15 protein-coding genes are annotated in these 20,163 nt (G+C 46.7%); 12 read left to right on the top strand and 3 right to left on the bottom strand.

Annotated features, from left to right (window positions below; all coding sequences use genetic code 11):
• Positions 1 to 49 precede the first annotated feature (49 nt).
• From pta to AC1EK4_RS07650, 3 genes are read left to right on the top strand one after another with little or no spacing between them, the layout of a single operon-like run.
• On the top strand, positions 50 to 1,066 hold the full coding sequence (gene pta / locus AC1EK4_RS07660) for a phosphate acetyltransferase (protein ID WP_036896098.1): 1,017 nt from the start codon (positions 50 to 52) through the stop codon (positions 1,064 to 1,066).
• A 20-nt stretch (positions 1,067 to 1,086) separates the two neighbouring features.
• Positions 1,087 to 2,286 carry an acetate/propionate family kinase gene (locus AC1EK4_RS07655; RefSeq protein ID WP_480357697.1) on the top strand — a complete coding sequence of 400 codons (1,200 nt, stop codon included), beginning with the start codon at positions 1,087 to 1,089 and terminating at the stop codon, positions 2,284 to 2,286.
• Positions 2,287 to 2,302: 16 nt separating this feature from the next.
• Complete coding sequence (locus tag AC1EK4_RS07650; RefSeq protein ID WP_156431011.1) at positions 2,303 to 2,479, top strand: hypothetical protein; 177 nt, start codon at positions 2,303 to 2,305, stop codon at positions 2,477 to 2,479.
• Between the two features lie 116 nt (positions 2,480 to 2,595).
• Here the strand turns inward: AC1EK4_RS07650 and AC1EK4_RS07645 are convergent, their stop codons facing one another.
• Complete coding sequence (locus AC1EK4_RS07645) at positions 2,596 to 2,919, bottom strand: MGMT family protein (protein ID WP_036896092.1); 324 nt, start codon at positions 2,917 to 2,919, stop codon at positions 2,596 to 2,598.
• 9 nt (positions 2,920 to 2,928) lie between these two features.
• Positions 2,929 to 3,999, bottom strand: coding sequence for a metallophosphoesterase (locus AC1EK4_RS07640; RefSeq protein ID WP_036896090.1), 1,071 nt, complete (start codon positions 3,997 to 3,999; stop codon positions 2,929 to 2,931).
• 274 nt (positions 4,000 to 4,273) lie between these two features.
• On the opposite strand from AC1EK4_RS07640, the gene trpS reads away from it, so the two are divergent.
• The 6 genes from trpS (at position 4,274) to AC1EK4_RS07610 (ending at position 10,978) form a co-directional block, all read left to right on the top strand.
• Positions 4,274 to 5,359 (top strand): tryptophan--tRNA ligase, encoded by a 1,086-nt coding sequence (gene trpS, locus AC1EK4_RS07635; RefSeq protein WP_036896088.1) that lies wholly within the window; start codon positions 4,274 to 4,276, stop codon positions 5,357 to 5,359.
• 57 nt (positions 5,360 to 5,416) lie between these two features.
• A complete protein-coding gene (locus AC1EK4_RS07630; RefSeq protein ID WP_480357695.1) occupies positions 5,417 to 7,267 on the top strand; it encodes a phosphoethanolamine transferase in 1,851 nt (616 codons plus the stop codon).
• A 12-nt stretch (positions 7,268 to 7,279) separates the two neighbouring features.
• Complete coding sequence (locus AC1EK4_RS07625) at positions 7,280 to 8,332, top strand: acyltransferase family protein (protein WP_062432542.1); 1,053 nt, start codon at positions 7,280 to 7,282, stop codon at positions 8,330 to 8,332.
• A 4-nt stretch (positions 8,333 to 8,336) separates the two neighbouring features.
• On the top strand, positions 8,337 to 9,380 hold the full coding sequence (locus AC1EK4_RS07620) for an acyltransferase family protein (RefSeq protein ID WP_480357694.1): 1,044 nt from the start codon (positions 8,337 to 8,339) through the stop codon (positions 9,378 to 9,380).
• A 4-nt stretch (positions 9,381 to 9,384) separates the two neighbouring features.
• Complete coding sequence (locus AC1EK4_RS07615; RefSeq protein WP_036896083.1) at positions 9,385 to 10,257, top strand: decaprenyl-phosphate phosphoribosyltransferase; 873 nt, start codon at positions 9,385 to 9,387, stop codon at positions 10,255 to 10,257.
• A 133-nt stretch (positions 10,258 to 10,390) separates the two neighbouring features.
• Positions 10,391 to 10,978, top strand: coding sequence for an HAD family hydrolase (locus tag AC1EK4_RS07610; RefSeq protein ID WP_480357731.1), 588 nt, complete (start codon positions 10,391 to 10,393; stop codon positions 10,976 to 10,978).
• A gap of 41 nt (positions 10,979 to 11,019) precedes the next feature.
• Here the strand turns inward: AC1EK4_RS07610 and AC1EK4_RS07605 are convergent, their stop codons facing one another.
• Complete coding sequence (locus tag AC1EK4_RS07605; RefSeq protein WP_036896080.1) at positions 11,020 to 11,979, bottom strand: bile acid:sodium symporter family protein; 960 nt, start codon at positions 11,977 to 11,979, stop codon at positions 11,020 to 11,022.
• A gap of 352 nt (positions 11,980 to 12,331) precedes the next feature.
• On the opposite strand from AC1EK4_RS07605, the gene AC1EK4_RS07600 reads away from it, so the two are divergent.
• Genes AC1EK4_RS07600 through AC1EK4_RS07590 form a run of 3 tightly spaced genes read left to right on the top strand, consistent with a single transcriptional unit; the run spans position 12,332 to position 20,154 of the window.
• Complete coding sequence (locus tag AC1EK4_RS07600; RefSeq protein ID WP_036896078.1) at positions 12,332 to 14,617, top strand: GH92 family glycosyl hydrolase; 2,286 nt, start codon at positions 12,332 to 12,334, stop codon at positions 14,615 to 14,617.
• Positions 14,607 to 16,955, top strand: coding sequence for a glycoside hydrolase family 3 N-terminal domain-containing protein (locus AC1EK4_RS07595; protein WP_036896076.1), 2,349 nt, complete (start codon positions 14,607 to 14,609; stop codon positions 16,953 to 16,955). The genes AC1EK4_RS07600 and AC1EK4_RS07595 overlap by 11 nt, the downstream gene beginning before the upstream one ends.
• A 13-nt stretch (positions 16,956 to 16,968) precedes the next feature.
• Positions 16,969 to 20,154 carry a S41 family peptidase gene (locus tag AC1EK4_RS07590; RefSeq protein WP_036896187.1) on the top strand — a complete coding sequence of 1,062 codons (3,186 nt, stop codon included), beginning with the start codon at positions 16,969 to 16,971 and terminating at the stop codon, positions 20,152 to 20,154.
• Positions 20,155 to 20,163 lie beyond the last annotated feature (9 nt).

Here is a 20,163-nt window from a genome sequence, read left to right as displayed (position 1 = left end):
GTGACGCCATCCCACAGAACATATTATAGAATTATCATAACATAAAACTATGGATTTATTACAACAAATCGTTGCCAGAGCAAAAGCAGATAAGCAACGTATTGTGCTTCCTGAAGCCACTGAAGAGCGCACCTTGAGAGCAGCCGACCGTGTTTTGGCCGACGACATCGCTAACATCATCCTCATTGGTAATCCCAATGAAATACATAAACTAGCCGAGGCATGGGACTTAACCCATATTGATAAGGCTACCATCATTGACCCGTTGAACAATCCCAAGTGCGAAGAATATGCCGAACAGTTGGCAGAGCTACGCAAGAAAAAAGGTATGACCATTGAGCAGGCACGCGAGTTGGTGAAGAATCCTTTGTATCTTGGCTGTATGATTATCAAGACCGAAGGTGCCGACGGACAGATTTCCGGTGCATTAAGTACGACCGGTGATACCCTTCGTCCGGCTCTACAGATTATTAAATGTGCTCCCGGTATCACCTGTGTCAGTGGTGCTATGCTACTCGTAACAGAGCAGAAGCAGTATGGAGAAGATGGTGTCATCGTTATGGGAGATGTGGCCGTGACGCCAATGCCCGATGCCGACCAGCTCGCACAGATAGCTGTGTGTACCGCAGCAACCGCTCAAAGCGTGGCAGGGTTTGAAGAAGCACGTGTAGCGATGCTGAGTTTCTCTACCAAGGGAAGTGCTAAGCACGAAGTAGTAGATAAGGTGGTTGAGGCAACACGCTTGGTAAAGCAGCGTTGTCCGGAGTTGAAAGTCGACGGAGAGTTGCAGGCTGATGCTGCTTTGGTACCTTCCGTAGGTCAGAAGAAAGCTCCCGGTAGTGCTATTGCAGGCAATGCCAATGTGCTCGTAGTGCCCAACTTGGAAGTTGGAAATATCGGTTATAAACTCGTTCAGCGCTTGGGTAACGCCATCGCCATCGGTCCAATCCTCCAAGGTATTGCTCGTCCGGTGAACGATTTGAGCCGTGGTTGTTCTGTAGAAGACATTTATTACATGGTTGCCATCACTGCTTGTCAGGCACAAGATGCCGTAAAGTCTCGTTAAATCAAATAAAAGTAGAGTATATGAATATCTTAGTATTGAACTGTGGTAGCTCTTCTATCAAGTACAAGTTGTACAACATGGATACCGAAGCCGTGCTGGCTCAGGGTGGTGTAGAGCGTATCGGTCTCGACGAGGCTTTCATCAAAGTAACGTTACCTAGCGGTGATAAGAAGAAGATTATGCATGACATGCCCGACCATAAGGAAGGCGTGAACTTCGTATTCAAGTGCTTGCTCGACCCAGAAATAGGTGCTATCAAGGATTTGAAGGAAATAGATGCTGTCGGACATCGCATCGTGCAGGGGGGAGATAAGTTCTGCCAGAGCGTCATCGTAGACGAAAAGGTGGAAGAGGAAATCGAAGAACTGTGCGATTTGGCACCTGTTCACAACGCTGGACACCTACGTGGACTCCGCGCTGTAGACGCTTTGATGCCCGGAACTCCGCAGGTTTGCGTCTTCGACAACGCATTCCATTCTACCATGCCCGACTACGCTTACTTGTATGGCGTGCCTTACGAACTCTACGAGAAGTACCATGTACGTCGTTATGGTTTCCATGGAACTAGCCACCGCTACGTTTCTCAGCGTGTGTGTGAGTATTTGGGACGCGACATCAAGACCCAGAAAATCATTACATGCCATATCGGTAACGGTGCGAGTGTAACTGCTGTGAAGTATGGCGAGTGCGTAGATACCTCTATGGGACTTACTCCTTTGGCAGGTGTGATGATGGGTTCGCGCTCCGGCGATATTGATCCGTCGGCTGTAACTTATCTCATGGACAAGCTCGGAAAGAAGCCGCAAGAGATGGCCGATTTCTTAAACAAAGAGAGCGGAGTACTCGGTATCACCGGTATCTCTAGCGATATGCGCGAAATAGAAAGCGCTGCCAAGGAAGGAAACGAGCGTGCTCAGTTGGCTTTGAAGATGTACGACTATCGTATTAAGAAGTATATCGGTGCTTATGCAGCAGCAATGGGTGGTGTCGACATCATCGTTTGGACAGCCGGTGTAGGTGAAAACCAAGTTGGAACTCGTTTGCAGTCTTGCTCAGGTTTGGAATTCTTGGGTGTTAAGATGGATGCCGAAGCCAACAATGTACGTGGTAAAGAGGCTATCATCTCTGCCCCCGACAGTAAGGTTACAGTCTGCGTGATCCCGACAGACGAGGAGATTGTGATTGCTCGCGATACCATGTCATTGGTTCAAGGAAAGTAAATAAAGTGAGTTGGAGTTGGCTTCTTTCAATGAGAAGCCAAATGCTTGGGTAACTGATTCGGGCGTATATACATTTAAGGTGGGTGCTTCCAGCCGCGACATCAAAGATAGCGCTACTCTCAAACTAAAGGGTAACACTGTGAAAGTACATCAAATTCTGGAACCTAAACATAAGTTGAACCTGCTCAAATAATTAATAGCGGAGGACGTTAAACGCCCTCCGCTATTTTCTTTGTATGATATATAAGAGTCCTTTTTGCTATTGATGTTCTTTCAGGTACCCTCTTAGTGACACGTAGTTGAGGCGCTTCAGACGAATGATTCCAATGGTTTCCATGCCGAGACTCGCATATCTACGCATCCGTTAGATTTGAAAGCGACACCTTCGGAACGCAAGAGTTGAGGCTGTTCGACCCATCCCGGAGCCGTTCGACCGGCCGCATTGACAACTCTGTGACAAGGTAAATGCAGGGCTGGAGGGACTTCTCTAAGTGCTCGTCCCACCATGCGAGCATGTTGAGGCCAACCGGCTAGACGTGCCAGTTCGCCGTAAGTGACGACACGTCCTGCCGGTATTTGCGTTACCATACTATATATGTCGCTGTAGAAAGTATCGTGTTGAGGGCGTGGCATTATCTGTTTTTAGTCTATCTTTATGTCGAATTCATCGCATTTTCCTTTGCGATGGGCAAATTGTTTGGTAGTAGACGAGATGCCGAATAATGGAGAATAGGTTCTAACACTGATAGTCTTTCCATCGGGGTTGAACTCTAATATGCGGAGCCATCCATCTCCTCCGTTTCCTTCCCAACCACCACCAAGGCATTGTACGTTGAACATCATCTGGTGAACCGACTTGTTTGCAGTGTTTTTATCGCATCGGTAGGCTACATTATCTTCAAATGACCCCGGTTGACCGGTATGTCCACAGATAACAAGACGAATATTGGATGAGGGGAAAATCAACTTCTCCCATATATCCTTGCCGTAGTTTGCCGGCTTGATTTTGTAATTCTCGTTAGCTGTTCGCTCGGCTGTTCGTCCTTTCAAGAATGAATGTGTGATTACAAATACTTTGTAATCCTTGTATTTTTTGTCTGCTGCAAGTTTCTTAGCCCACTCTAATACCTCATCGCGTGGTGCCCATTCTAAGGCAATCACTAAGATGTCTCCCCATGTTTTCTCGTGGAAAGCATACGCAGCATCTTCGAGTGATACCTTACCTTCGCGATTGGGATAGGTGGCAACCACGCAGTTTTTCCATTTGGAATTGCGTTCCATGGGGAAATATTCTGGGAAATGGGTGAATCCTTCGTCTCCTCTTACGTAACCATATTCATGGTTTCCGGTAGAGATAATGTAGGGAACGCGGTTGTCAAGACGCTTCATGCAGTGCGAAGCCCACTCCCACATCTGTTTACTCGTTTGGTTGCTTATCCTTGGAATGGGCACATAATTCTCGTTTTGTTCCACCAAATCGCCGGTCAGGAGTACAGCCTTTGTGTTGAGATGGTCTATATTGTCGGCACACCATGCTGTACAAAGCTCAAACAGCGGCTGATTGACATCGTACTTGGTATATCCTTGCGGGTCGCCCATGAGTATGAAAGAGAATGAATTGGGGTCGTTGAGCGATTGGCGGTCTGCTCGTTGCTGCGCCATGCCTGTAAGGAAACAGGCTGATAAAAGCGTAAGTAATAAGCTATGTTTCATGTTAAATAGGTATATGATTATAAATGAAGAGCCTCAAAGTTACAAAGAATCTAGATGTTCACCAAATTTGTGGATACTTATAATTAGTCTAGCTTATGTTAGTTTATATGGTATGGGGCTAGGATTAAGGGCTCCTATTGCAATTGTAAGATTCAGATGCATTCTGATGATGTAGAATCTTGTATGCCCCTTTTTTATTCGTTATGTTTGGGATTTATTTGAATTAGCCGTATCTTTGCAGAATAGACAAAGAGAAAAATATAAAGCATAGATAATGGGAAAAATTATTTTGACGGGCGACCGACCCACCGGAAAATTACACCTCGGTCATTATATTGGTTCATTGCGTCGTCGTGTGCAACTTCAAGAAGCCGGAGACTACGACCGTATGTTTGTGTTTATGGCCGACGTACAGGCATTGACGGACAATGCCGATAACCCAGAGAAGATTAGACAAAACTTGATTGAAGTGGCATTGGATTATTTGTCAGCAGGTTTGTCGCCCGATAAGTGTACACTCTATGTACAAAGTCAGATACCTGAATTGGCCGAATTGACTACTTATTTGATGAATCTCATCACGGTATCTCGCGTTCAGCGCAATCCTACGGTGAAGACAGAGATTAAGATGCGCAACTTTGAAGCCAACATACCATTGGGCTTTTTCTGTTATCCAGTGAGTCAGGCAGCTGATATTTTGGCTTTCAATGCCACGACGATTCCTGCTGGTGAAGACCAAGAACCGATGTTGGAAGTGACCCGCGAGATTGCTCGACGCTTCAATCAGACCTATTCTGAGGTGTTTGTAGAACCCAATATCATGCTGCCGGAGAATGCTACGGCTCGCCGTTTGCCAGGTACCGACGGCAAAGAGAAGATGAGTAAGAGCCTTGGTAACTGTATCTATCTGAGCGATGATGCCGACACGGTATGGCAGAAGATTCGTTCGATGTATACTGACCCTGACCATTTACGTGTCGACGATCCCGGAAAAGTGGAGGGAAATGCAGTGTTTACTTATCTTGATGCATTTTCTACCGATGATGACTTCGCTGAGTTTTGGCCGGAATATAAGAATCTTCAGGAACTGAAAGACCATTATACACGCGGTGGACTAGGAGATATGAAATGCAAGAAGTTCCTGAATCAGATTCTCAATAAGATGTTGGAGCCTATTCGGGTGCGCCGTCATGAGTTTGAACAAGATATTCCTGCCATCTACGACATCCTTAAAAAAGGTTCGGAAGATGCTCGTGAAGTGGCAGCAAAGACCATGGATGAGGTGCGTAAAGCTATGCGTATAGACTATTTCAACGATGCCGAACTGATACGTCAGCAAGCAGAACGTTTCCGCAAATAAACGAGACGAGAAACTCGAAATATCCAAATAGATGTCTATATTAAATATAGGTAGCCGATGAAAATCGTTAACTTGCTACGGCGAATGTTTGAGGTCGTCTTCTTACCGATTCGCTTGAACGCGCTGTTTTTTGTTTTCATGTATGCGTTGGGAATTCTCAGCGCATGGCTCACATTGCCTAATACGAGTTGGGCAAGGGTCTATGATAACCTCTATTTGGAAATGTTGCTCGAAGTTTATGCTGCTTGTGTGGTGTTGGCACTGCTTCCTCGCAAGTTCAGAGCGGTGGCAAGGGCTGTGTTTTATGTCGTGATGTATGCGGTAACTCTTGTAGATACCTACTGTTTTGTGAAGTACGACTCGACCATTACGCCCACAATGCTGTTGCTGGTAGATGAGACTAACGGCCGCGAAGCACGCGAATTCTTGACTTCAACACTCTCTCCCGACGTGATGTTTAGTCGCGTGGGGTGGGTATTGCTGTTGATATTGGTGCATATCTTGGTGGTTTGTCGCAAGTGGTGGAGTCGCTATGTAAAGCAAACTTTTACTCGCGAAATCATTAATAATCCCGCTAAAGGATTGCCAAATATGCCTTGGGGTGCCCCTGTTATGGGTTTATTGACGACCGTTCTACTAGTTTGGGGTGGTATCACGAGTGCACATAACAAGGTGGCTACAGTGGAATTGATGACCGGTAGTAACATCGGTGATGTGGAACATACACTTACGGCTAAAGACCACGCGGTACTTTTCACCCCCATGCAGAGGTTGGTTTTTAGCGTATATGCCAATTCTTTGGCCTCACAACAGATAGATAAGCTCATAGCTTCGGCTGATAAGGTGCAGGTGGACAGTTGTTCTTATCGCTCTCCAGAGATCGTGTTGATTATCGGTGAGAGCCTCGGTAGACATCATTCACAGCAGTATGGATACTTCATGCCGACCACTCCGCGACAGATTGCCCGTGAGAAAAGTGGCAGATTGGTGCCTTTTACCGATGTTGTCTCGTGTTGGAATCTCACTAGTTTCGTCTTTAAGAACGTGTTTTCTACCCATGTCATCGGGCAGAAAGGGGAGTGGTGCGACTATCCACTCTTCCCCGAACTGTTCAGAAAAGCCGGCTATCATGTCACGTTTATCACCAATCAGTTCCTCCCGAAAGCCAAGGAGGCAGTCTACGACTTTAGTGGTGGCTTCTTCTTAAACAATCCAGTGTTGAGCAAAGCACAGTTTGATACGCGCAACGATAGTCTCCATCGATTTGACGAAGACTTGTTAAGAGATTATGATAGACTACGTCAACAGGATAAAAAATATAACTTGACCATCTTTCACTTGCTAGGACAGCATGTTAATTATCGTGATCGTTTCCCGCGAAACCAAACGAAATTCTATGCAAGCAGCTATGAAGACAAGCGTCCGGAACTCAATGATAACAGGCGAAAGATGCTGAGTTTTTACGATAATGCGGTGCTATACAACGATTCGGTGGTGGATCAAATCATCCAACGGTTTGAAAATCGCGATGCCATTGTGATTTATATGCCCGATCATGGAGAAGAGTGCTACGAGGAAACTCGCGGTTTTATATGCCGTAATCACAGTTCTGCCATTGACTATCCGTTGGCAAAATACGAATTCGAGATACCTTTTTGGATTTATTGTTCACCCCGTTATGCCCATCAACATCCGGAGATTTACAGGGAGATAGTAGCTGCCCGCAATCGTAAGTACATGACCGATGCGCTACCACATTTGTTGCTTTACTTGGCTGGAATCCATACACCGTATTATCAAGCGGCCTATAATGTGTTGAGTCCTCAATACGATGAGGGGCGGAAACGTATCCTCAAGAACACCGCCGACTATGATTTGTTGAGGTTGAACTATCTTCAAAAGAAATAAAAAGTGATGCCTATGACATCTCCACAAGCCACCCCGCCGCTCCTTTCGCGGGCAGAATGTTCCGCATTACGAGGCCTTGCCATTATCGCTATCGTGATGCATAACTACTCACATTGGCTTAGACACATCGTACAGGAGAATGAATATCAGTATTTTCAACATAATGTAGACTGGTTGAGTCGGGTACTTGTGCATCCCGATGGGCTGTTGCCTGTGCATATTTTGTCGTTTTTTGGCCATTACGGAGTACCCGTTTTCCTCTTTTTGAGTGCTTACGGACTAGAGCAGAAGTATGCCGTAAAGGAGGCAGGAAGACCATACGACTTTGTTCGTACCCACTTCTTGAAGCTCTTCAAGATGATGATTGTGGGCTTTGTAGCTTTTATTTTGGTAGACCAAATCACTCCCGGAGCGCATCATTATGCTTTCATGGATGTGGTGGCACAACTGGGTATGTTCAACAATCTGTTACCGTCGCCTGATAAAATCATCTGGCCGGGCCCCTATTGGTTTTTTGGTTTGATGTTGCAATTGTACATATTCTACCGCTTTGTCATCTATCGCAGACCTTGGACATGGACGGTTGGTGCCATCATGGTGTGCTGGTTGCTTCAGGTTTTCTGTGATTCGGGAGGTGAAACCCTCAACCGTTTGCGTTATAACATGATTGGTGGAATGCTTCCTTTCGGTCTTGGAGTGCTCTATTCTCGCTATGGTCGTGCGCTTAGTAACCGTGCTTACGACATGATGATGGTGGTTTCGGCACTTTGCATCGTCTTTTTTAGCTACAATTATCAGCTATGGTACTTCGTCCCGGTGTTTATTTGCAGCTTCAGTATCGGTTTGGTGAAGTTGTTGGGACGTTTCCCTCTAATCTTCAATCATTTTGTTTGGGTGGGCTCTATTAGCGCAGCTCTGTTCATATGCCATCCGTTGACTCGTAAGATATTGATTCCTATCAGCCGGCAAGGCGACATCTATACAGGCTTGCTTCTTTATGTTGTGGCTTCTATTTGCATGGCTTGGCTCTTCCGCGAACTCTTGAAACGTATCCCAAATCCTTAAACTTATGAGCGAAAAGAGACTTGGTTCATTGACCAAATTGAAAGACGATCTCTTCAAAGATATAGAACTTTCAAACATCAGTCGATTCCGTGGTGAACTGATGGGGGCTGCCATGCTCTTTATTATCCTCTTTCATGTGGGGTTACCTCGTTGGGATATGTTCTTCGGATTGCGCAGAATGGGCAATGTAGGAGTCGATATGTTTCTCTTTTTGAGTGGAATTGGGCTGTGGTTTTCGTGGACTCGCACTCCCTCGGTACGTCATTTCATGGTGCGAAGGTTTCTCCGTATTTATCCGGCATGGCTCATTGCGGCTTCGCTCTACTATATTCCGCGCTTCCATGGAGGCGATGTTGCGGCATGGATAGACCTCATTGGCGACATCACCATCAATTGGGACTTCTGGTTACACGACGAGTTAACCTTTTGGTATATCCCTGCCATCATGATGCTTTACCTTTTTACGCCCTCTTACATGGAATTGATTCGACGCCATCCCATCTATCGTTGGTTGCCCGTATTGATGATATTGTGGTGTGTATTGGTACAATATGTGACACCCATTCATGCTACTGTGGGGCATTTAGAGATATTTTGGAGTCGCATTCCCATCTATTTCATCGGCATCAATATGGGAGAAAGCGTGCGAAGAAAGGATACGATGGACGGTGCATCCATTTGGATGATACTCCTGACATTTGCTATGACGCTCTTCTCCAGTATCTTTATGGAGCAGAACTTGCATGGAAAGTTCCCTCTTTTTATTGAGCGTATGCTCTATATTCCGCTCACTATTACATCGATTTTGCTGTTGAATCGTGTCTTCCGACGCACTCCTGCGTGGTTCAATCGCTTCTTTAGCTTTGTCGGAGCATTGAGTTTGGAAGCCTATCTTGTACATCGACATTTCGTATTAGCGTATATTCCGGCTCGTTGGAGCTATTGGCCGACGTTCTTAGTATGCGTCGTTATCACCCTGCCGGTGGCTTGGTTGTTTGCCAAACTTGTTATGTGGATAGCCCGACAATTGGAAAAAATGATATTATAAGCCCATGAAACAACTCCTCAAACTAATACGTCCGAAGCAGTGGACGAAGAATCTTTTCGTGCTGTTACCCCTGTTTTTCGGTGGTCAGCTGCTTCATCCAAATGTCCTTATACCCGGTATCATCACCGTGTTGGCTTATTGTATGGTCGCTTCTTCCATTTATTGTTTCAACGATATATATGATGTGGCCGATGACCGACGCCATCCGGTGAAGTGTCATCGCCCCATTGCGTCGGGAGCAGTGTCTATCGCGCAGGCCTATATGACTATGGGCATACTGTTTTTGCTTGGTCTTGGCTTTGTGGCTTTGCTCCCGTCTCATCGTTACGAGACTGGTGGTGTGTTGCTGGCTTACTGGGTGATGAACCTCATCTACTGTGCCCGACTCAAGCAATATGCCATCATTGATGTGTGCATCGTGGCCTTTGGCTTCGTATTGAGGCTTTTGGCCGGTGGCATGGCTACCGATGTTGCGTTGAGTAAGTGGATAGTCTTGATGACATTCTTGGTCACCTTGTTCATGAGTTTCGCTAAACGACGCGACGATGTCGTGCGTATGAACGAGACGGGAGAGGCTCCACGCAAGAATACCAGTCGCTATAATCTCACGTTCATCAACCAAGCTATCACCATCACAGCATCCGTAACACTTGTTTGTTACATCATGTATACAGTGAGTTCGGAAGTTACCGAGCGTTTCGGAACAGACTCGTTGTATCTCACTTCTATCCTCGTATTGGTGGGATTGTTACGCTATATTCAAGTAACGGTGGTCGATAAGAAGAGTGGAGACCCCACAAAGATACTTTTAGCCGACCGTTTCATGCAGTTGATAGTGGTGGCATGGATACTGTTTTTCTTAGTGATTATATATTAGGAGTTATGGAGTTAATGGGAGTTATGTTTCGTGTTGCTCAACGGAGTTATGTCATATGTTTATTTGCTATTGGCTTAACTACTTTAACTCCATAACTCCTGTTAATTCTATAACTCCTTCTAAAAATCAATAAATCATGAAACATATCTTCGCTTTCGACTTTGATGGCACTTTGACCACACGAGATACGCTCATCGATTTTATACGTTTCACCTGTGGAACAGGCCGTTTCCTACTAGGATTTTTGCTTTATAGTCCGCTATTGGTGTTGATGAAGCTACATCTATACCCTAATTATAAAGCGAAACAGAAGGTGTTTGCCCATTTTTTTCGAGGTGTTTTGCTAGACGAGTTCGACCGCCTCTGCCGTCGATACGCCCATGAGCGCCGACAAGTCTTGCGCCCTTCGATGCTTAATATCCTTCGTCGGGCATTGCAAGACGGTGCCGATGTGTATGTAGTCAGTGCGAGTGTGGACAATTGGGTAGCTCCTTTCTTGGCCGAAGAGGGCTTGGATGTGACGGTATTAGGCACGCAGATAGAGGTTAAGGATGGTCGGTTGACCGGCTTCTTTAGCAGTAAAAACTGTTACGGGGCAGAGAAAGTAGAGCGTCTGAAAGCCGTGTTGCCTGCCCGAAACTCCTTTCACCTTACCGCTTATGGCGATAGCCGAGGCGACCGAGAGATGTTGGCTTGGGCCGATGAAGGCCATTTGGTATAGTCGTTGTCACCGCATTTGCCGACCGACTATACCTGTATAATCTACCATTTTAGTATTCCGTATTTTTCTTTATACCACAGTTGCCACGTGTTGATGATGTTCTGCCATATCATGTAGGCACATGGCGCGATGACCGCCAAGGGGTTTAAGAACGTGATGGTAAGCCATATTCCCACGATAGTGTTCTTTTGTCCGAGTGCTTGTCCGCCACTGATGCTGTCTCCATATTGGTGTCCGACGAACTTACCGATACCGAAGAGCGCCAGACTGATGAAGAGTGGAAGTATCAACATGAGCAGAAGCATGTGGGTAGAGAGTTGTGCGTGAAGCATCGTCTTGAGCGTGAAGCCCATCAATATGGATAGGTTGATACTCCAAATATAGAAAGCCAAGTTCTTACGACGTTTGAACCAACCGGCTACTTTGGGCAAATATCGGCGTGTAAGCAGTGCCAAACACAGCGGAACGACAAGTACCATGACCACTCGTTTCAGCACCATGAAGAAGGCAAACATAAAGGTGATGTTGGCAGCTCGTTCTATCATAGGGAAGAAAAGCGGTATAATAACCGATGTAAAGCAATTGGCTATGATGGTATAAACGGTCATGGAAGCGATACTACCGCCTAGCTTCTCGGTGATAACGGCTGCAGCTGCGGCCGTAGGACAGATGACGCAGATAAAAATTCCTTCGAATAAAATCTTTTGCTCTGGGTCTTTGATGTGGAGAATTGCCAATACTACCAATGCAGATAAGACCGTCCTGATGCCTTGTAACCAAAAATGCCACTTGTGAGGACGAAAATCATCCATCCTTATCTTGCAGAAAGTGACGTACAGAATGAGGAAGATAAGTATCGGCATGACGTCTACCAAGTGTGGTCCAACGATGTTCCCAAAGGGCTGGAGCATCGGAACTTGGGAGAACAAAAGGTAGACCAAAGAACCAAAAACGATGGCACAGAGCAGTGTCCATTTCTTGATAAAAGCGAGAAAAGCCATAAATCGGCGTGTTAAATTGTAACTATACAAAAGTAATATATTCCTGTGGCATGGCAAAATATAGCATGCCTGTTTTGCTGCAAAAGCCAAACAGCAATGCTGCAAAGTGCAGACAATAATGTTGCAAGGCAGAGGCAGCGACGCTGCCAAGCCTTTGCAGCCAGATGACAGATAAGTGAACGAGCAGACAAGTAGACGAGTTGTATATCTATGATAGCCAAGATAGTTTCTTTATCTCTTCACTTACGATTCCTTGTTTTTGCTTTGTTTTTCTGTCGCTCTATTCGTTTTTACTCTCATTTTTTATGATTATCTTTGCAAGTAACAATTATCAATCAAACCTAAATATTAGATGAAACGAATAATCGCAGCGATTTTCGCGGCGTTGTTTACTTTTGCTTCACATGCGGTAGGAGTAAAAAATGCTGTCGATTATGTGAGTGTACTTGTGGGTACACAATCAGAATTCAAACTTTCTACAGGTAATACATATCCTGCTATAGCCATGCCTTGGGGTATGAACTTTTGGACTCCGCAGACCGGAAAGATGGGTGATGGATGGCAATACAGCTATACGGCATACCAAATCCGTGGTTTGAAGCAGACACATCAGCCCAGTCCGTGGATCAATGATTACGGCCAGTTCTCGTTGATGCCTACCGTTGGCAATCCCATATTCGACGAAGAGAAACGCGCCAGTTGGTTCTCTCATAAGTCGGAAGAGGCCACTCCCTATGCTTATAAGGTGTATTTGGCCGATTACGACGTGACGGCCGAATTGTCACCGACAGAGCGTGCAGCTTTGATGGAGTTCACTTTCCCTGCTACCGATCAGGCAAACGTGGTCATCGATGCCTTTGATAAGGGGTCGAAGGTGCGCGTGATACCGAGCGAGAATAAGATAGTAGGCTACTCAACCCGCAACAGTGGCGGTGTGCCCGATAATTTCAAGAACTACTTTGTGATGGTGTTTGACCATCCTATCAGTCAATATCTCATCGCTAAGGATGGCGAGTTGTTGAACGGAGAGACCGAAGCTAGCTGTAATCATGCTGGTGCTATCGTCACATTTAGTACCAAACGAGGCGAGAAAGTAGGCGTACGCGTGGCTTCGTCGTTTATCAGTGAAAAGCAGGCCGAGCGTAATCTACGTGAGTTGGACGGTAAGAATATGGCGCAACTGAAAGCACAAGGTCGTCAGCAGTGGAATGATATGCTGGGTAGGATAGAGGTTGGCGATGAGTCGTCTACCGACCATCTGCGCACATTCTATTCTTGTTTGTATCGTTCGTTGCTCTTCCCACGCAGTTTTTACGAGTTGGATGGTGATGGAAAACCAGTGCACTACAGTCCTTATAACGGCAAGGTGTTGCCCGGATATATGTTTACCGACACCGGTTTCTGGGATACCTTCCGTAGCCTTTTCCCCTTGCTGAACCTGATGTATCCGTCACAAAGCACGAAGATGCAGGCCGGATTGGTGAATGCTTATAAAGAAAGTGGTTTCTTACCGGAATGGGCCAGCCCCGGTCATCGTGGTTGTATGGTGGGCAACAACTCCGCTTCGGTGGTGGCTGATGCTTACTTGAAAGGGCTTCGTGGATACGATGTGGAGACCCTTTGGGAAGCAGTTGTACACGGGACACAAGCTGTTCATCCCACCGTATCGTCTACCGGCCGACTCGGTTGGGAATATTATAACAAGTTGGGTTACGTGCCTTACGACGTGAAAATCAATGAGAACGTGGCTCGTACGTTGGAGTATGCTTACGATGACTGGTGTATCTATCAGCTGGGTAAGGCTTTAGGTAAGTCGGAACGCGAGTTGAAAGTGTACCGACAGCGTGCTATGAACTATCGGAATGTGTTTGACCGAGAGAGCCGATTGATGCGTGGGCGTTTGCAGAACGGTAAGTTTCAGTCGCCTTTCAACCCTCTGAAGTGGGGCGATGCATTCACAGAAGGCAACAGTTGGCACTACACTTGGTCGGTATTCCACGACCCTCAAGGACTTATTAATCTCATGGGTGGCAAGCAGATATTCAATGAAATGATGGACTCTGTGTTCAATCTTCCACCCGTGTTCGATGATAGTTACTACGGTCAGGTAATTCATGAGATTCGCGAAATGCAGATTATGAACATGGGAAACTATGCACATGGCAACCAGCCCATCCAACACATGATTTACCTCTACAACTATAGTGGGCAGCCATGGAAGGCTCAGAAGTGGGTACGCACGACTATGGACAAACTCTATACAGCAGCTCCCGATGGCTATTGTGGCGACGAAGACAACGGTCAGACGTCTGCTTGGTATGTCTTCTCGGCCATGGGCTTCTATCCGGTATGCCCCGGTAGCAACGAGTATGTGCTCGGTACACCCTACTTTACCGATATGACACTGCACCTAGAAAATGGAAAAACGATGAGAATTCAGGCCGACAGTCATGAGCCTTATATCAATTCTATGCTGTTGAATGGGCAAAATTACACACATAACTACCTGCGCCATGCCGACTTAATGAATGGTGGTAATATCCGATTCACGATGTCGGCTACTCCTAACAAGCAACGTGGAACGCAACAGGTAGACGCTCCGTACTCTGTAAGTAAACCTAACAAAAATGAAAAATAGAGACAGACTACTTTGTGCCGTGGTGTCGCTCTGCATGGCAGGGAACGCTATGGCTGCCCAAAAGAAATTCCCTTATCAACAAGCTAATCTACCTATCAGTGTGCGTGTGAGCGATTTGCTGTCGCGCATGACACTCGAAGAGAAAGTAGGGCAGTTGCGTTGTACGCTGGCTTGGAACTATTATGATATACAAGGCAAGAAGGTTGTGCCTTCAGCCTTGTTTGAAAAAGAAGTGGGACAAGAGCATGTGGGCATGCTGTGGGGTACCTATCGTGCCGACCCTTGGACTCGTAAATCACTCTCAAACGGCTTGAATCCGGAGTTGGCTGCCAAGGCCGGCAATGCCATGCAGAAGTATGTGATGGAGAAATCACGGCTTGGTATTCCACTATTTTTGGCAGAAGAGGCTCCCCATGGACACATGGCTATCGGCACGACTGTATTCCCTACGGGTTTTGGAATGGCTGCCACGTGGAGTCCGATGCTCATAGAAGCAGCCGGAAAGGTGATTGCCAAGGAGATACGTTTGCAGGGTGGACACATCAGTTATGGCCCTGTGCTCGACCTGAGTCGTGACCCTCGATGGAGCAGAGTGGAAGAAACGATGGGCGAAGACCCTACGCTTTCGGGCGAAATAGGGGCTGCAATGGTACGCGGACTGGGCGGTGGAAACCTTTCAAATCCCTATGCTACGCTAGCAACATTGAAGCATTTCATCGGTTATGGAACGACAGAGGGTGGGCAGAATGGTAATCCTACGTTCCTCGGAATGCGTGAGATACAAGAGAATTTCCTCCCACCATTCAAGAGAGCCATTGATGCCGGCGCCCTATCGGTGATGACTTCGTACAACTCGCTCGATGGTATTCCCTGTACGGCAAACGATTATTTCTTGAAGAAAGTGCTGCGACAAGATTGGAAATTTCGCGGTTTCGTGGTGTCAGACTTGTATAGTATCGATGGTATTTGGCAGACTCACCACGTGGCGGAGACTCGTCAAGAAGCCGGAGTCATGGCTTTGAAAGCCGGAGTAGATGTAGATTTAGGCGCGTTGGCATATCAACCACTGGTCGATGCTTGCCAAAAGAAGATGGTAGATGAGGCTCTTATCGACTCTGCTGTGGCTCAAGTGCTGCGCATGAAGTTTGAGATGGGGCTCTTTGAACATCCGTATGTAGATCCGAAACAGGCTACCAAGGAAGTGAGGACGGCCGAGAATATGGATGTGGCTTATCGGGTGGCGCAGGCTGCTGTGACACTGTTGGAGAATAAACACAACACGTTGCCGCTGTCGAAGACCATGCGTGTGGCTGTCGTAGGGCCTAATGCGGATAATGATTACAATCAGTTGGGCGACTACACGGCACCGCAAGCTGAGGGTAATGTGAAGACTGTACTCGATGGAATCAGACAGAAAATAGGTGTCGGAAAAGTGGAATACGTGAAAGGTTGTGGCGTGCGTGACACCGTAGATGTACATATAGACGAGGCGGTGGCGGCTGCGCGGCGTGCCGATGTGGTCGTGGCTGTGGTCGGAGGGTCTAGTGCTCGCGACTTTAAGACAAGCTATAAAGAGACCGGAGCAGCAGTGAGCGACAGCAAAAGTCTAAGCGATATGGACTGTGGAGAAGGGTTCGATCGTGCTACCTTATCGCTGTTGGGACGCCAAAACGAGTTGCTTAGTGCACTGCGTGCCACGGGTAAGCCACTAGTAGTGGTATATATCGAAGGCCGTCCGCTTGATAAGACATGGTCGGCAGAGCATGCCGATGCCCTATTGACCGCTTATTATCCCGGTCAAGAAGGCGGTCGTGCCATTGCCGATGTGCTCTTTGGCGATTACAATCCAGCCGGTCGACTTCCCGTGAGCGTTCCTGCTGCGGTAGGACAATTGCCGGTTTATTATAATAAGAAGGCTCCTGAAACCCATAACTATGTTGAAATGTCGGCTCGTCCGCTCTATGCTTTTGGCTACGGATTGAGCTATACCACTTTCAAATACAGCAATCTGGCTGTTAAGTCGATGGGAAATCAGCAATTTGAAGTAAGTTTTGACGTTACCAACACAGGTAGTCGGGACGGTGAAGAAGTGGCTCAGCTCTATTTACATGATGAGGTTGCGTCGACCGTTCAGCCCATTAAGCAGCTCAAACACTTTGAACGTGCAATGATCAAGAAGGGTGAGACCAAGCATTTTTGTTTCGTTGTAGACCAAGACGACCTCTCTATTGTAGACCGAAACATGCAGCATCGTGTGGAACCGGGGCGTTTCGATGTGCTCGTGGGTAGCTCTTCTGACAATATATTATTAAAAGGTAGCATAGAAGTGAAGGAATAAATAAATGGCAAATATGAAAAGACAACTATTCTTGGCTGTGGCTTTGGCCTCATCGCTATGGGCTTCGGCTCAAACCAACCCATTGTGGATGCGTTATAGTCGTATCTCTCCTGATGGACAAACCATTGCGTTCTCGTATAAAGGCGACATCTTTACGGTGCCCACGACGGGTGGAAGTGCACGTCAGATAACAACCAATTCGGCTTACGACTCATACCCTGTATGGAGTCCGGACGGCCAAAAAATAGCCTTTGCATCAAGTCGTGAGGGCAGTCTTGACGTATATGTAGTGGGTAAAGACGGCGGTGTGCCGACGCGATTGACCTATAATAGCGGCGACGAAATACCGATGGCGTTCAGCGATGGTATGCATGTATTGTACTCAACAAGCTTGATGCCGACCTCTAAATCTATTATCTTTGCAAGCGGTTCATTCCCTCAAGTATATCAAGTGAGTACCGAAGGCATGGCTAGACCGACGCTCTTCTCCGAGCTAACGATGTGCGATGTGAGCATCAATAGCCGTGGCGACGTTCTTTATCATGACCAAAAAGGCTATGAAGATCTTTGGAGAAAGCATCATACATCGCCTATTACGCGCGATATATGGGTAAAGCGAGAGGGTAAATACAGCAAATTGACCTCTTTTAATGGTGAAGACCGCAATCCTGTATGGGGTAGTGGCGACACCTATTATTATTTAAGTGAGGAGAGCGGAACTTTTAATGTGTACCGACGGAATTTAGATGGCAGTGGAAAACAGCAACTGACAAGTTATAGGGGTAACCCCGTGAGATTCTTATCGCGTAGCAACGATGGCATGTTGTGCTATGGTTACGACGGTGAGATTTACACCCTTCGTGAGGGACAACAGCCTAAAAAGGTGGCTGTAACAGTGGTGTCCGACCGTAACGACATCGATCTTGACCGGCAGACCTTGACACGTGGTGCGACGGAAATAGCAGTCTCGCCCGGTGGAAAGGAAATAGCTTTCGTGCTACATGGCGATGTATACGTCACTTCTGTGGAATATAAGACGACTAAACAAATCACCAATACGCCTGAACAGGAACGTAGTATTGACTTCGCACCGGACGGTCGAAGCATTGTTTACGCCTCTGAGCGTGGTGGATTGTGGCAGATTTACCAGTCTACCATTAAGAAAAAGGAAGAGAAGCTCTTCACTTATGCCACCGAGATAGAGGAAGAACAGTTGGTTAAGAGCGACCAAACTTCGTTCCAACCTCGCTATAGTCCCGATGGTAAATCGGTGGCCTATCTGGAGAATCGCACCACATTGAGGGCGGTAGATGTGAAGAGTCACGCCCTGCGTACGCTCATGGACGGTAAGTATATGTACTCTTATAGTGACGGCGACCAGTGGTTTGAGTGGAGTCCGGATAGTAAATGGTTGCTCAGTAGTTACATTGGTACCGGCGGATGGAACAACAGTGACATCGCACTGGTGGCAGCTTCAGGTTCCGGAGAAATCCATGATATTACCGAAAGCGGTTACAACGACGGTGATGCCAAGTGGGTATTGGGTGGTAAAGCCATGCTCTTCCAGAGTGATAGAGCCGGTTTCCGTAGCCATGGAAGTTGGGGTTCGGAGTCGGATGCCTACTTGATGTTCTTCGATTTGGATGCTTACGAGCAGTTCAAGATGACCAAAGAAGAGAAAGGACTCTTTGATGAAGCGAAGAAGAAAGATAAAAAAGACGATGCCAAGAAAGACGAGAAGAAGTCTAAGAAGGTGGAACCTTTGAAGTTTGATCTTGATAATTGTCGCGACAGAGTGGTTAGATTGACGGTCAATTCTTCCCACATGGGTGACGCAATTCTTAGTCCCGGTGGCGATACGTTGTACTATCAAGCCGCTTTTGAAGGTGGTTACGACCTGTGGCGTCATATGATCCGTGATGGTAAAACAGAGATAGTAGAGAAGAATATAGGCCGTGGCGGTATGCAAGCTGATAAAGATTTCAAGAATATCTACCTGTGCAACTCTACCATTAAGAAGTTTGATGTGGCAAAGAAGAGTTCTTCTGCTATCGGTTTTGAGGCTCGATTCAACTATCAACCCTATAAAGAGAGACAGTATTTGTTTGACCATGTATGGCAACAAGTGAAGGATAAATTCTACGATACTAATCTGCATGGAGTAGATTGGGTTGGTTATCGCGCCACCTACGAGCGTTTCTTACCTTATATCAACAACCGTTACGACTTCCGAGACATGCTTAGCGAGATGCTAGGCGAGCTGAATGCTTCGCATACCGGCGCTCGTTTCTATCCCGATGGAGCCAAGTTGAAGACGGCTGTATTGGGGCTTTTCTTCGACCAAACGTACACTGGAGATGGTCTGAAAGTCGATGAAGTCATCAAACGTGGCCCATTTGCCGTGAAGAATACAAAGGTTCAGCGTGGTAGTATCATCGAAGCTATCGATGGACAGAGGATAGAAGCAGGTAAAGCCTACGATATGTTGCTCGATGGAAAGGCCGGAAAACCGGTACGAGTAACGGTCAACAATGGTGGCAAATCGTTTGATGTGACCGTTCGTCCCATCTCTAAATCGCAGCAAGATGAGCTCCTTTACAAGCGTTGGGTGGATCGTAACCGTGCTATTGTAGACAGTCTTTCGGGCGGACGATTGGCTTATGTGCATGTGAAAGCGATGAATAGCGAGAGTTATCGCACTGTATTCAGTGAGTTGTTGAGCGATAAGAATCGACAGAAAGAGGCCGTCATCGTCGACGAAAGACACAATGGAGGTGGTTGGTTACACGACGATTTGTGCACATTACTGTCGGGTAAGCAGTATCAAAGCTTCGTTCCGCGTGGCCAATTCATTGGATACGACCCTTGGAACAAGTGGGTAAAACCATCTTGTGTTATGGTTTGTGAAGACGATTACAGCAATGGCCATGGTTTCCCATTCGTCTATAAGACTCTCGGAATAGGCAAGATTATCGGCACACCTGTAGCAGGTACGATGACAGCTGTGTGGTGGGAGCGACTCATGGACAACCAAATGGTGTTCGGAATCCCGCAAGTTGGCTGTCGGGATATGCATGGTGTGTATGGCGAAAACAACACTTTGCAGCCCGATATAAAGGTATATAACACTCCTGAAGACTATCTACAGGGAAACGATGAACAACTGAAACGTGCCGTAGAGTTGATGTTGAAGAAATAAGACGAATCC

Source organism: Prevotella sp. C0026C3 (assembly GCF_056590795.1).
This window is presented reverse-complemented; position numbering and strand designations above follow the sequence as displayed.